At 63.1% G+C, this 14,353-nt stretch carries 11 protein-coding genes; 5 read left to right on the top strand and 6 right to left on the bottom strand.

Going from position 1 to position 14,353, the window contains the following annotated elements; all coding sequences use genetic code 11:
• The first annotated feature begins 304 nt into the window (after positions 1 to 304).
• Positions 305 to 1,324, top strand: a complete 1,020-nt coding sequence (locus C440_RS04430) for an NADP-dependent oxidoreductase (RefSeq protein ID WP_008318648.1) — start codon at positions 305 to 307, stop codon at positions 1,322 to 1,324.
• A 78-nt stretch (positions 1,325 to 1,402) separates the two neighbouring features.
• Here the strand turns inward: C440_RS04430 and C440_RS04425 are convergent, their stop codons facing one another.
• On the bottom strand, positions 1,403 to 1,969 hold the full coding sequence (locus C440_RS04425; RefSeq protein ID WP_049915338.1) for a TATA-box-binding protein: 567 nt from the start codon (positions 1,967 to 1,969) through the stop codon (positions 1,403 to 1,405).
• A 188-nt stretch (positions 1,970 to 2,157) separates the two neighbouring features.
• Here C440_RS04425 and C440_RS04420 point away from each other — a divergent pair, with 188 nt between their 5' ends.
• Positions 2,158 to 4,692 carry a methyl-accepting chemotaxis protein gene (locus C440_RS04420; protein ID WP_008318645.1) on the top strand — a complete coding sequence of 845 codons (2,535 nt, stop codon included), beginning with the start codon at positions 2,158 to 2,160 and terminating at the stop codon, positions 4,690 to 4,692.
• Between the two features lie 27 nt (positions 4,693 to 4,719).
• Here the strand turns inward: C440_RS04420 and bluB are convergent, their stop codons facing one another.
• From bluB to C440_RS04395, 5 genes are all read right to left on the bottom strand, one after another.
• Positions 4,720 to 5,403: a 5,6-dimethylbenzimidazole synthase gene (gene bluB / locus C440_RS04415; protein ID WP_008318643.1), complete on the bottom strand. Its 684-nt coding sequence runs from the start codon at positions 5,401 to 5,403 to the stop codon at positions 4,720 to 4,722.
• 166 nt (positions 5,404 to 5,569) lie between these two features.
• Positions 5,570 to 5,785 carry a hypothetical protein gene (locus tag C440_RS04410; RefSeq protein WP_008318642.1) on the bottom strand — a complete coding sequence of 72 codons (216 nt, stop codon included), beginning with the start codon at positions 5,783 to 5,785 and terminating at the stop codon, positions 5,570 to 5,572.
• Positions 5,786 to 6,077: 292 nt separating this feature from the next.
• Positions 6,078 to 7,190 carry a FecCD family ABC transporter permease gene (locus tag C440_RS04405; protein ID WP_008318641.1) on the bottom strand — a complete coding sequence of 371 codons (1,113 nt, stop codon included), beginning with the start codon at positions 7,188 to 7,190 and terminating at the stop codon, positions 6,078 to 6,080.
• 6 nt (positions 7,191 to 7,196) lie between these two features.
• Positions 7,197 to 8,393, bottom strand: coding sequence for an ABC transporter substrate-binding protein (locus C440_RS04400; RefSeq protein WP_008318639.1), 1,197 nt, complete (start codon positions 8,391 to 8,393; stop codon positions 7,197 to 7,199).
• A 407-nt stretch (positions 8,394 to 8,800) separates the two neighbouring features.
• Positions 8,801 to 9,661 carry a helix-turn-helix transcriptional regulator gene (locus tag C440_RS04395; protein WP_008318637.1) on the bottom strand — a complete coding sequence of 287 codons (861 nt, stop codon included), beginning with the start codon at positions 9,659 to 9,661 and terminating at the stop codon, positions 8,801 to 8,803.
• A 179-nt stretch (positions 9,662 to 9,840) separates the two neighbouring features.
• Here C440_RS04395 and C440_RS04390 point away from each other — a divergent pair, with 179 nt between their 5' ends.
• From C440_RS04390 to gdhB, 3 genes are all read left to right on the top strand, one after another.
• Positions 9,841 to 12,708 (top strand): bacterio-opsin activator domain-containing protein, encoded by a 2,868-nt coding sequence (locus tag C440_RS04390; protein WP_008318635.1) that lies wholly within the window; start codon positions 9,841 to 9,843, stop codon positions 12,706 to 12,708.
• A gap of 124 nt (positions 12,709 to 12,832) precedes the next feature.
• Complete coding sequence (locus tag C440_RS17245) at positions 12,833 to 12,976, top strand: rubrerythrin-like domain-containing protein (protein ID WP_008318632.1); 144 nt, start codon at positions 12,833 to 12,835, stop codon at positions 12,974 to 12,976.
• Entirely contained in the window at positions 12,976 to 14,304 is a 1,329-nt protein-coding gene (gdhB, locus tag C440_RS04385; RefSeq protein ID WP_008318631.1) for a glutamate dehydrogenase GdhB, read from the top strand. Before C440_RS17245 ends, gdhB begins: the two co-directional genes overlap by 1 nt.
• Positions 14,305 to 14,353 lie beyond the last annotated feature (49 nt).

Below are 14,353 nucleotides of genomic sequence, written 5' to 3'. Positions count from 1 at the left end.
TAGAGGACTTACGAAGCCGAATACAACATTTGTGATGCAACAGAATTTCTTTACTCGATATCAAATTTCGTTTGGATACCGAATCTCTGTCACTGGATTGACTATGATAGTTACGGGCGGTGACATTCGAAGAGTCATTAATGACGAGGGTCTCCAGCCGTTTGGTCGAGCGCACCTCCGACCGGCCCGTCGAACTCCTGCCGTCATACGGTTACAACGCTCGAAAACGCCTCTTGAGTTGTCAAATGGCAGAAAGGCGTGCCGCCGCCCGAAGGCCCTTTTACGGGACCCCCGGAAGGGCGGTATGCGAGACACGAACCGTACGTGGTACTTCGCCGAGCGACCGACCGGCGAACCGGACGCAGATTGTTTCGACCTTCGAGAGACCGACCGACCGGAACCGAACCCCGGCGAACTGGTCGTGCGCGTCAACTACCTCTCGGTTGACCCGTACATGCGCGGGCGCATGCGAGACACCGAATCCTACGCCGAACCGTGGGACGTCGGCGACGTCCTGAAAGGCGGCGTCGTCGGCGAAGTCGTCGAGAGCGAAAGCGAGCAGTACGACGTCGGTGATTTCGTCACCGGCGAAGGGACGTGGGCCGATTACAGCGTCATGGACGCCGACGACGTGGCTCCTGTTGACCCGACAGTGGCAGACCTCCCCGCGTACCTCGGCGTGCTCGGTATGCCCGGTCGAACGGCGTACTTCGGTCTCCTCGACGTGGGCGAACCGACCCCCGGCGACACGGTCGTTGTCTCCGGCGCGGCGGGAGCGGTCGGCTCCGTCGTCGGCCAGATTGCCAAACTGAACGGCTGTCGCGTCGTCGGCTTCGCCGGTTCGGACGAAAAGACCGACTGGCTCACCGACGACCTCGGTTTCGACGCCGCAATCAACTACAAGACGACAGACGACTACCGCGCGGCGCTCGACGAGGCCGCGCCGGACGGTGTAGACGTGTACTTCGACAACGTCGGCGGCCCGATTACGGACGCCGTGTTCACGAAACTGAATCTCGACGCACGCGTGGCCGTCTGCGGGCAGATCGCCCACTACAACGACGAGGAGGTCCCGATGGGGCCGCGGAAGCTTCCCATGCTTATCGCTCCGCGCGCGAAGGTACAAGGGCTGTTAGTCGGCGACTACGCGACGCGATTTGGCGAGGCGAGCGAGCGGCTCGCAACGTGGGTTGCCCGTGGCGACCTCGAACACCGCGAGACCGTCGTCGAGGGACTGGAGAACGCGCCCGATGCCTTCCTTGGACTCTTCGCCGGCGACAACATCGGAAAACAGGTGGTTCGAGTGTCCACCCCCTCGGCGTAGCCATCTGATTCGCGCCAAACCGCGCGTGCGACGCGTTCGCTACACAGCCGTTCCCTTTCGAGTGGGACTGACCGGCAGTTAGCCGAGCAGGCCGAGCGCGTCGATTTCGTCGGTGACGACGTTAATCGCTTCGCGCGCGTGTTCGACCTGCTTCGCACCCGTGATAACGATTTTACCGGAGCCGAACATCAGAACGACGACGCTCGGGTCTTCGATTCGGTAGACGAGACCGGGGAACTGCTCGGGTTCGTACTCCACGTCTTCGAGACCAAGTCCGATAGCGAGCGCGTTCAGGTTGAGCGTCGTTCCGAGGTCGGCGCTCGACACGATGTTCTGAATCGTTGCTTCTTCGCGGTCGTCAGTCGGGATTCCGAGCTTACTCAGCTCTCCGAAGACCTGTTCGAGCGCGCGGTCAACGTCATCGACGCTGCTCGCGCCGGTGCAGACGATTTTGCCGGAGCGGAAGATGAGACTTGCCGCTTTCGGGTCCTGTGTCCGGTAGACGAGTCCGGGGAAGTTGTCCGGGTCGTAGTCCGCGCCGACGAGGTCCATCGAAAGCGATTCGAGGTCTAACTCCTGACCGACGGCCGTGGAGGCGACGACGTTCTGAATCTCAAGAGACTCGAGACGAGCTTCGTGCGACATCATACTTCTGTTTTATATACTACTACTTAAAGAATCCCCGAGCGGACGCGCCCCACCCCCGTATAAATACTGTTCGATTGTCAAGTCGTGTGCGAGCAGTGGTACAGCATTCGTATCACTACCTAGTTAATATCAACTCTGATACCTGGCTCCAAGTGGTTATTAGCCGTGATAAATGAACCCCAACAATGAACAGTGACGACCGAATTCGACACCAATTGTCATCGGTCCGGGCGGCCCTCGAAACAGCACTCGTCACGAACGACACGTCGGACACGGACGACTCGAAGCGGGGTGAAGCAGACGGCCCACCGGCGTCTCTGCCACACGACGGTAAGACTGTCCTCGCGCGCGAGGGCGACGGGGGGCCACACGAACACGCCACGAGTGGTGCATCGAAAGCGCAACTCGACGAACTCTCGGACGCGGTCGCCCGATGTATCGACGGCGACCTGACCGTCCGCGTCGATATCCCCGAGGACCCCGCGCTCGAACGCCACGCGCGACTACTCAACGAACTGTTCGAGGGGATGCAGGCTTCGATACGCAACGTCGATGCGTTCGCAGAGCAGGTCGCGGCATCGACCGAGGTCGTCGCGGACTCGGTCGAAGACAGTCGGACCGAGAGTCGAACGGTCGCAGAATCGGTCGATGATATCGCAACCGGCGCGCGACAGCAGAGCAACAGCGTCGATGAAGTCGCAGACGAGATGCGAAACTTGTCGGCGACGATTGAGGAGGTCGCGGCGTCCGCGGACGAAATCAGACACTCGACAGACGAGGCGGTCACGCGGGGCGAGCAGGGAAAACAGGCCGCCGAGAACGCAATCGAAGAACTCGACGCAATCAGCGAACAGACCAACGCGACGGTCGAACAGGTCGAGACGCTCAACCAGCACATCCGGGAGATTACGGGCATCGCCTCGAAGATTTCGGACATCGCCGAACAGACGAACATCCTCGCGCTCAACGCCTCTATCGAGGCGGCCCGCGCCGGCGAGGCGGGCGAAGGATTCGCCGTCGTCGCAGAGGAAGTCAAGTCGCTCGCCGAGCAGACGCAGTCTGCGACGGACGACATCGAGACGACAATCGAGGCGGTCCAATCCCAGTCGGTCGAAACGGTCGATGAAATCACGGACACGAAACGCCGAATCGAAGACGGAAGCGAGACCATCCAAGACGCGCTTCTCGCGCTCGATAGCGTCGTCGAGGACATCCACGAGACCAACAGTAGCGTCCACGAGATTAGCGACGCGACGGATTCGCAGGCGGCGACGTCCCAAGAGGTCGTCAATCAGGCAGACGACGTCGGCGCTATCAGCGAAGAAACCGCCGCGCAAGCGACCGAGGTCGCGGGGTCGGCTCGGAGACAGACCGTCTCGCTGTCAGAAGCGGTGACCAAAATCAATAGCCTCACCGAGCAGGCAGACGCGCTTCAAGAAACCATCGACGACTATCGGTTACATTCGGAGACGACGACCCGAACCGGCCAGACGGTCGTCCGATTCTGGCACGCCATGTCGGGGTCGAAGGCGATGTTGCTGGATTCGTTGGTCTCGACATTCAACGCCGAACACGACGACATCCGCGTCGAGACGTCGGCGAAAGGGAACTACCGCGGGACGTTCGATGCGACGCTCGCCGCCGCGCGGTCCGGAACGCCGCCGACGATTGCGCAACTCTACGAAATCGGTACACAGCGCGCGCTCGACAGCGGCGAGTTCACACCCGTCGAATCGGTGCTTCCCGGAACCGCGTCTGCGGACTCGCTCGTACCCGAACTCGCCAATTACTACCGCCACGACGGGACGCTCTGGTCGATGCCGTTCAATGCGTCTAATCCCGTGTTGTACTACAACGCGGACGCGTTCCGCCGTGCCGGACTCGACCCGAACTCGCCGCCGGAGACGCTAGACGAGGTGACGAGCGTCGCGGCGGAACTGACGACGAACGGTGTGACTCCCTACGGGGCGACGTGGGCCAACTACAGTTGGTTCATCGAGCAGTGGTTCGCGGCCGCGGGCGAGTGTCTCTTCGACGCCGAAAACGGCCGCCGCGGCACCGCACAACGGGCGAACTTCGACAGCGAGACCGCGCGAACCGTCTTCGGGTGGTGGCGCGACCTCGAACAGAACGGTCTCCTGTACGACCCCGGCGTCGAGGCGCGCGGCGAGGCACGGGACGCGTTCCTCGACGGAAAAGCGGCGATGCTCATCGACTCCAGTTCGAGCACGATGTCGGTCATCGAGGGCGCGGACGCGAACGGCTTTACCGCCAAGGTCGGCAAACTCCCGGCACCCGGGTCTCGCTCGGGCGTCGTCGTCGGCGGGGCCTCGCTGTGGGTCGCAGACGACGTTTCGAACCGAGAACAGGCCGCCGCGGGCGAGTTCCTCGCGTGGCTCACGCAACCGGAACAGCAAGCCCGTTGGCACCGCCAGACGGGGTACTTCCCGGTTCACAGCCAGACGAAACGACACCTCGACCGCGACGGCTGGTTCGACGAACAACCCGAGTTCGCGGTCGCATTCGAGCAGTTGGCCGAGAGCACCGATTCGCCCGCCACCCGCGGTGCCCGCATCGGACCGTTTACGACCGCTCGAACGATTATCTCCGAGGGACTGTCCGAACTCTTCGACGGACGCGACCTCGACCGCGTGCTCACGCAGATGGACGACCAGATTTCGACGCGACTCTCCGAGTACGACTCTTCGACCGGTCGCTAACGCGACTCGCTTTCGGTTTGTCGTCAGCTATCGAGACGCATCTGTCGAGCGTTCCGCACCGCGACCTCGATTCCAGCCTCCGTAGTGAACGAGGTCGCCACCGTCGATGCGCTCGCGCCAGCCTCGTTTTTGAAGCACCGGTTCGTCGGGAAAGCCGCCGTCGGGATAGCCGACACAGAGGTAGGCAATCGGCTGGACGTGCGGCGGAATACCCAGTACCTCGCTGACCTCGTGTGGGTAGAGAAACGAGACCCAGCCGACGCCGACGCCCTCGGCGCGGGCGGCTAACCAGAGGTTTTGGACCGCGAGACACGTCGAATAGCGGTCCATCTCCTGCATCGTGTTGCGGCCGAGAACGTGGGGAGCGTCTCGGGTCGGGTCGCACGTCACGCAGATGTTCACCGGCGCGTCGGTGATGCCCTCCAATTTCAACTCGCCGAAGTCTGATTTTCGCGGCTCTCTGTACCCCTCGCGCGCGGCGGCAATCGCTCGCGTTGCGATGGAGGCGATATCCCGTTTCGTCTCGTCGTCCTCGACGACGACGAAGTCCCACGGTTGCGAAAACCCGACGCTTGGCGCGTGATGGGCGGCGTCGAGCAGGCGCGCGAGCACGTCGTCGGGGAGTTCGTCGTCGGAAAACCGTCTGATATCCCGACGCGTGTGGATGGCCTTGTAGACTGCCTCTCGCTCCGTCGATTCGAACGCGACCATACCTCCGATGGTGTCGCGGTAGTCTCATATCGACTGTGATTGGGGCGTCAGCGGCGTCGGTGCGCCCGCGTGACGCGTCTTCGCGGTGGTGTCTCGACGGGCCACGCCGTCGTCAAAATCACGCGTGTTGCTATCGCTGACACGGGGACCGAGGAACCGAGCGCCGCTACTCGATGTATCCCATCTCGCGGAGATTCTCGAACACGTCGGTCTCGATTTCCTCGTCGTCTTCGACGATTTCGAGGTCGTCTTGATGCTGCACTCTGAGCGCCGACAGGAACTGAAGTGCCGTCCGAATCTTGAAGTGAACTTCGGAGTCCTCCGTCTCTTCGAGCACCCCTTCGAGTAGTGTTTCTATGTTGTCAATAGTTGCACCGTTCATATACAATATTCTCGCACACTGTACATTAAAGCTCTCAAACCTTTCAGTGTGGCAAATTGTCTGTGTCGGGAGTAATGTATAATAGTTGAATATTGGTCGTATATCGTAGCGTTCGCAACTGGGGACACAGCAGACTACAGGACAGCGTTTGGTCGCGTGGACACTGACGTGAATCTGCGACTCTCGGTCGGTCGTGGCGGCCCTCGGGACCTCGGAGTCTCGGAGCCTCGATCCATCGGGGTTCCGGGACCACGGAACGGTGGACCGCCCACAGTGTCGCCGCGCGTCGCGTTCAGACCTCGCCGACGCGTTCGCGCTTCCGCATCAAATAGAGGAAGTACGGCCCGCCGACGAGACCGGTGATGATGCCGACCGGGAGTTGCACCGGACTGAGCGCGAGGCGCGCGCCGACGTCGGCACCGACGAGGAGCGCGGGACCGAGGAACAGACAGCCCACAAGGAGCCGTTTCGAATCGCCGCCGAGGACGTTCCGAACCATGTGCGGGACGATGAGACCGACGAACCCGACGAGACCGGCGACCGCGATTGCGGCGGCAGTCGAGAGAATCGCAATTCCGGCGACCGCGAACCGGACTTTTTCGACGGGCATCCCGAGTGAACTCGCGGTCTCTTCGCCGAGTAGAAGCACGTCCAGTTCTCTCGTCACGGCGAACGCCAGCACCATCGCAAGTATCGTAAACGGAAGCGCGATGCGGACCTGCGCCCAGTCGGTTCCGAGAAGCGACCCCGACAGCCACGTCTGGGCCGACATGACGACGCTGAGGTTATCGATAAAGAAGAACAGCGCCCGCTGGACGGAGCCAAAGACGGTCCCGACGACGACCCCCGCGAGGACGAGCCGAACCGGACTCGTCCCGTTTTTCCACGCGATGAGGTAGACAAGCAGGAACGCGGCACCACCACCGAGCGCGGCGAGGACGGGCATGTAGGCCTGCAGACTGCTGAAGGCCGTAAGCGTGAGCAGGACGACCAACCCCGCGCCGTCGCTCACGCCGAGAATGTAGGGGCTTGCGAGTTCGTTTCGCGTGATAATCTGGAATATCGCGCCCGAGACGGCGAGGTTCGCGCCGACGAGGATACCGACGAAGATGCGCGGCAGTCGGATATTCCAGACGATGAGCTGTTGCCGCGAGAGCCACCCCGGAATCGCTTCGCCGAGCAGGAACGCTTCCCACACCTCGCGGTTGAACAAAAGCGTCGGGTCGAAGACCGTCCGCCACGCTTCGGCCAGCGACAGCGGATACGCCCCGAAGCTCACCTGCAGGAGCGCCGCGGTCAGCAGTACCCCGAGGCTCCCGAGGATGACCACGGCGAGCTTCGAATCGGCGTACCGCTCTCCCGCGTCGAGTCCCTCTTCGGCCGACGCGTCGGACACCTCCGTCATCGACGATTAGACGTTCCCGTTAACGAGGTCCGAGACCCGTTGCCGGTCGAAGAGGCGCTCCGATTCGGGGATGTCGGCGGACGACCCCGGCCACTCACCGAACGTCTCGGGGTAGACCATCTTTGCGAGCGCTTCGGTTGCAAAGAGGTCCACGATGGGACCCATGAACTGCCCGCCGGTGCGGACGAGATTCCCTTCTTGGACGGCCGTCAGTTTCTTGCCGTTCTCGTTGGCTTCGAACGGTTCGACGACCGTGTTGACGAACTCGTCGTGGGTCTGTGACGTGAGTCCGCCGACAGCGCCGATGTAGTCTGGGTCGACGTCCAGCAGTTCTTCGTATCCAATCGGACCGTCCGGCGTGTTGCCCGCGAACGCGTCTTTCATCCCGAGACGGCGGTAGGTGAGGGTGTTGTTCTGGAGCGGGTGGAGCGGTGCGACGCGGAACTGTCCGGAGTCGGGGTTGACGCCGCGCCAGATTGCGGCGACGGTCGGTCGCTCTTCTTCCGGTGGGAGTTCGGCCGTGATTTTCGACATGAACTCGTCGTGGAACGACTGCCACGCCTCGAAGCGGTCCTGTCGCTGGAATATCGTCGCCGCCTTCTCGAACGCCCCGTAGAGGTCGTAGTATGGTTCGCTGTCGGTCACCGAAGTCGAAGCGAACCGAATCGACGACCCGAGGAACGGGCCGACCCCGGTCGTAATCTCGTCGAGGTCGGACTCGTCCCAGTTCGCGTAGAACATCAACATCCGCCGGTCGATGAGGTGTACGTCGCAGTTCGCCGCGTAGAAGTTCTCCTTGTCGAAGCCCGACTCCGACCCGTCTGCGAGCTTCGTAATCTCGCTTTCGTCGAAGGTGACGTCCGGGAGCAACTCGTAGAATTTCAGCGGCGCGCGTTCGAGACTCGCCGTCGCCGACGGCTGTTTGCCGAGGGCCATCCCGATGTCCATCCAGACGCTCGGAATCGTCGCGTACGTCTCCGGCACTTCCTCGAACGTGTGCGACGGATTCGGCTCCACTGTCACGGTGTACGGTTCGAGCGCCTCCTCGGTCTCTGAAGCCGTCGCCTGCGTCGATTCGGCCGTCTTCGTCTCTGCGTCGGTCGCCGTGGATGTGTTCGAGCCGCCGTCGTTTCCGAGACAGCCAGCCAGCCCGACTGCGATCAGTCCTGCGCTACGAGAGAGTAGTTGGCGTCGATTCGGCATACAATTTAGGCGTGCCTAAATACGCTTAGTGATTCCTGGCTTACGGTGAAACACGCCGTGTTACACGTATCATCGCGTGTTCGTTCTTTTCAGCGAAGGCTCATTTCTTGCACTCCGGGCGTCGTCACGCTGTATCGTCTGCGCGGCGGACTGTGGAGGGATTGCTTGGACGAGCGCTCGCCGGTTTGAAAAACGCCGGTGTCCGGGACAGAGGGAGGACAGACGGTGCAGTGTGAAGACAGAGACGGAGCGGAGACGACAAAGAGGTTGGGTAGAGAGAACAGACGAGACGGAGAGAAGATAGAGATGGAAGAGACGGAGACAACGAGACAGAGGGAGGACAGAGACGGGACGAGACAGAGCTGAAAAGACGCGACAGAGGGAGGACAGACGGAGACTGCTCGGTGTCACTCCGGTTCGACGCGCTGGGCGAGCGGCGTCGCCCGCGAGTGGTACGTCTCGAACGTCTCCTGTGCCCACTCGACGACGTCCGGATGTGTCGAGCGGATGATGTCGAAGCCGCGGTCGGCGTCGCGGTCAACGGTCAAAAAGACGGTGTTCCCGTCGATGAGGTCGATACTACAGGGGACGCGCTCGTCGAGGCTGTAGTAGACCGCGTCGTCGGTGGCGGTCTCGATTGTCTGCCACCGGTTTCGGAGGTCCGCGTCGGTGAGCATCTGCTCTGTGACGCCGGGGTCGAACACGACGGTCGTCTCTGGTTCGGTCCCCGCTCGAAGCGCCTCCTCGAACGTGTACATCGGAAACGCGATGAACGTCCCGAGAAGCGACGTGCAGGTAGACGCGTTCTGCACGGCGTTCGCAACGACCCGGGCGGCCGAAAGCGGGTCCGCGCTCTCGCCGCCGACGAGTTCTCCGTCGGCGAGACAGCGAAGGTCGAAGTCGAACCAGTCGGTCGGCAACCGTTCTACGATGTCGGGGTACGCGCGGCCGACCGAGACGGTTCCGAGTAGTCGCTTGAAATCCGAGTACACGAGCGCGCCGAAACTCGTGAGCGCGTACGTCCGCTTCGAGCCACGGGTAATCCACCCACGGTCCTCGAAATCGCCGAGGATTCGACTCAGCGTCACCCTCGTCACGTCCATCTGTTCTGTCAGTTCGGTGCGGGTTCGTGGCTCCCCGTCGAGGAGTTCGAGCGCGTGGACGCGGTGTTCCGACCGCGCGAGAAAGGCGACCGATTCGAGCGCGTCACGCGCCGACCCGCCGCCCGCTCGGTTTTGGAGTCCGTCCGTCGAATTTGCGGCTGGCATCTCAGTGCGATGGCGTTGTTTAGGCCAACCTAAACCAATTTCGACACGCCTGCTCTGCCCGTTTTGCTACGTTACCGCACGGTAGCAATGGACGTGGGCTTCGCTCGCCACGACAGCGATGAGAACTGCTCTCCCTCACGTCGATATGTTGAACCCACCCGCACTGCTACACCTTCGCAATGGACGCATCCGTCGGCACCTTGGACACCGCTCACGTCGTTCTCGCCGGGACGAGCGATTGGGTCGCGTCGGTTGCGACGGCCCTCCGAACGAGTACCGACGCCACCGTTCTGGTAGAACCGACTGCTGAGGACGCACTCGACGCGGTTCGAACCCGTGCGGTCGATTGCGTCCTCACCGGGTACGAACTCGGCGACTCGACGGGGCTGGACCTCCTGACGAACGTCCGCGAGTACGCGCCATCGCTCCCGGTCGTGTTGTGCACCGCCGCGGGAAGCGAGTCGCTCGCCAGCGACGCCGTCGCCGCCGGCGTTGACGACTACATCGCGCTCTCGGAATCGGATACGTTCGACCCGATGGCCGTTCTCTCGCGGGCCGAACGCTGTCTCCGAGACGCACGACGGACCGAAACCCGCCGCGAGCGAGCACGCCAGTTCGACGCCATCTTTCACGACTCGCGCACCGCGACGTGGGTCCTCGACGGCGACGGCGACCTCGAACGCGTGAACCAGACCGCACAGGCGATGATCGACGAGACCGTCGCCGATGTCGTCGGACGACCATTCTGGACGCTTCCATGGTGGGACACGGACGGCACGCGGGCGGACGTCGAGCAGATAATCGACACCGCGCTCGACGGTGCGTTCGGAAACGCGGTCGTCACGCGACCCGGCACGGACGAGGCGCACGTCGTCGAACTCTCGGCGCAACCGGTCTTCTCCGAGCGGGGCGAACTGGTCTCTATCGTCGTCGAGGGCGTCGATATCACGACACGCGTCGAACTCGAACGGGACCTCCGGCAGTCCGAAGAACTCCACCGCGTCACGCTCAACAACATGACGGACACCGTCCTCATGACCGACGAGGCGGGCGACTACACCTACGTCTGTCCGAACGTTCACTTCATCTTCGGCTACTCGGCGGACGAAATCCGCGCGCTGGGCGGCATCGACGAACTTCTCGGCGAGGACCTGTTCGACCGCGACGAACTCGCGGCAACGGGCGTCCTCAAGAACATCGAGTGCACCGCGACCGACAAACTCGGCCGGGAACACACGCTGTTGGTGAACGTCCGTGAAGTCTCGATTCAGGACGGGTCGCTCCTGTACAGTTGCCGCGACATCACCAAACGGAAACAGCGAGAGGAGGCGCTGGCAACGCTTCAGGAGACCGCCCGCGACTTCCTCTACGCGGAGACGGACCACGAAATCGCCCAGCACGTCGTCGATGACACCGGCGGCGTGCTCGATGCGGCCGCGAGCGCGGTCTACCTGTTCGACGCGGAGACGAACGACCTTCGTCCGGCCGCCAGTTCCGCCGAGATAGAACGTCTCCACGGCCCGCTTTCGGCCGTTCACGCCGACGCCGGAACGCTCGTGAGCCACAGTTTCGTCGAGGACGAAGCGCTGTTTTTCGACGACGTACACGACGCCCCGAAACTCGACCACCGCGCGACCGACCTCAGAAGCGCGGCGTACGTCCCGCTCGGCGACCACGGCGTGTTCGTCGTCGGGTCGCCGGCGGTCGGGTCGTTCGACGACGTTGCCCGCGAACTCGTCGATTTACTCGCGGCGACCGCGGAGGCGGCGCTCGACCGGGTCGCCCGCGAGAGCACGCTCCGCGAACAGGACCGCGAACTGCAACGCCGAAACGACCAGTTGACGGCGCTGAACCGCATCAACGAGACGATTCGAGAGATCGACCAAGCACTCGTGCAGGCGGAGACCCGCGAGGAGATCGAACACACCGTCTGCGAGCGCTTGACGGCCGATGACAGGTTCGCCTTCGCGTGGATTGGTACCGCGGATTCGACCACGGGAACGCTCGAACCCCGCGCGTGGGCCGGGTCCGAACGCGGCTATCTGGATAGCGTGACGATTCAACAGACGGCCGCGGGCGGCGACCCCACGGGCCGCGTGGCGGCGACACAGGAGATGGTGATGGTCACCAACGTCGCGGCCAAACTCAGACAGGAGTCGTGGCGAAAACACGCGCTCTCCCGCGACTTTCTCTCCGTGTTGAGCATCCCGCTCGCCTACAACGAGTTCACGTACGGCGTGTTGTCCGTCTACGCCGACAACCAGCGGGCATTCGACGAAACCGCCCGGGCCGTCCTCGGTGAACTCGGTGAGACGATAGCGTCCGCGACGAGCGCACTCGAACGAAAACACGCTCTCTTGACGACTTCGCTGACCCGCGTCGAGTTCGACATCGACGACTCGACGTTCGTCCTCGCGCGACTTGCGTCGCGGGCCGACTGCTCGGTGTCCTATCGAGGTGGCGTCCAGCAGACCGCGGCCGGAACGTACGTCTTCGTCACCGTCGAAGACGCGTCTCTGGACGCGGTCGAGCGAGCGGCCGAAGACGTTCTGGCCATCGACGACGTGCAACGAATCTCAGCCGACGGCTCCGGCGGCGTGGTTCGAATCCGACTCGCACAGCCGTTTGTCGCCCTCGAACTCGCCGACCACGGTGCGGTGCTCCGCCGGGCAACCGCCGACGTGGAGCGAGCGACGCTCGTCATCGACATCCCCGAGAGCGTCGAGTTGCACCACGTAAGCGAGTTGGTCGAACGAAGCTTCGCAACCGTCGAACTCCGCTCGAAACGGACGTTCGACCAGTCGAACGCGCAGACGGCCGGGCCGCGGTTCTTCGAGCACCTGACGGACCGCCAACTCGAAGTGCTCCAGACGGCGTACTACAGCGGCTTTTTCGAATCACCGCGGGAGAACACGGGCGAGGATGTCGCCGCGATGCTCGATATCTCACCACCGGCGTTCTACCAGCACGTGCGAACGGTCCAACGAAAACTGTTCTCGGTGCTGTTCGACGACACCGGCGTTCCGGCGCACCCCTCGACTACATAAAGTGGTTGAATAACGAGGTACGTTTTCGGAGTCTACTTTGATACTCAACGTGTGAATACTCCCTTATACAATCGGTATCCGTTTGTAGAGCGCGGCCGGGACGACCCGTCGCGCTCGGATATCTATGAGAGACGTCCCACCCACCACCGATAGCGAACAACCCTACGAGTGCTTCCAGTGTGGAACGATTATCGTCGCGGACGCGAACCCCGGAACCTGCCCCGACTGTAGCGGCCGGTTGCGGAATCGCGGCACACCACTCGAATAATGCACGCGTCCGAACCTGACGACTCCGAGTCGTCCCGCGATGCCGCGGATGCGACGACTGCCACCGACGCGGGACTGGAGCCACCGACGGAGTCGGCGCTCGAAACCGCACGACGACAGCTCTACCGCGCCGCGGACCACCTCGACCTCGACCCGAACGTGGTCGAACGACTCAGACATCCCGAGTCGGTCCACGAGGTGACCGTTCCCGTCGAGCGCGACGACGGCTCGGTCGTAGTCTACACCGGCTACCGCGCCCAACACGACAGCGTGCGCGGTCCCTACAAGGGCGGACTTCGCTACCACCCCGACGTGACCCGCGACGAGTGCGTCGGGCTTTCGATGTGGATGACGTGGAAGTGCGCCGTGATGGACCTCCCCTTCGGCGGGGCGAAAGGCGGTGTCGCGGTCAACCCAAAGGACCTGAGCCGCGACGAAAAAGAGCGTCTCACCCGCCGGTTCACGCAGGAAATCCGAACCTCGGTTGGTCCCACGAAGGACATCCCTGCGCCCGACATGGGCACCGACCCCCAGACGATGGCGTGGTTCATGGACGCCTACTCGATGCAGGAAGGCGAGACCATCCCCGGCGTCGTGACGGGCAAGCCACCAATCGTCGGCGGGAGCAAAGGCCGCGATACGGCCCCCGGTCGCTCCGTCGCCATCATCGCCCGGGAGACCATCGACTACCTCGGCTGGGACATCGAAGACACCACCGTCGCCGTGCAAGGATTCGGCTCTGTCGGCGCGCCCGCCGCCCGCTTGCTCGAAAGTGCCGGTGCGAACGTCGTCGCCGTCTCCGACGTGAACGGGGCCATCTACGACCCCGACGGACTCGACACCCACGCGATTCCCACCCACGAATCGGAACCCGAGGCCGTCATGAAGTACGACGCGCCGGAGACGCTCTCTAACGAGGAACTCCTCGAACTCGACGTTGACGTGCTCATCCCCGCGGCCGTCGGGAACGTCCTGACCGCCGAAAACGCAAACGACGTGCGGGCGAACCTCATCGTCGAGGGTGCCAACGGCCCGACGACGAGCGCGGCCGACGCCGTCTTCGAACGGCGCGGTATCCCGGTCGTCCCCGACATCCTCGCCAACGCCGGTGGCGTCACCGTGAGCTACTTCGAGTGGCTCCAGGACATCAACCGGCGTGCGTGGTCGCTCGAACGCGTCCACGACGAACTCGAATCGGAGATGTTGCGTGCGTGGAACGTCGTCCGCGACGAGTACGAATCCCGCGACGTACTGTGGCGCGATGCGGCCTACATCGTCGCGCTCAAGCGAATCGCGGCGGCACACGACGCCCGCGGCCTCTGGCCCTGAGGCGTCACATTCGCGGTCTCGAACCGTGAGTGCATCTGTCGCGTCGGCG

It is taken from the genome of Haloferax mucosum ATCC BAA-1512 (genome assembly GCF_000337815.1).
In the GTDB taxonomy this organism is placed as follows: Archaea; Halobacteriota; Halobacteria; order Halobacteriales; family Haloferacaceae; genus Haloferax; species Haloferax mucosum.
The sequence above is the reverse complement of the archived record's forward strand: the minus strand, read 5'-3'. Positions and strand labels throughout refer to the sequence as shown.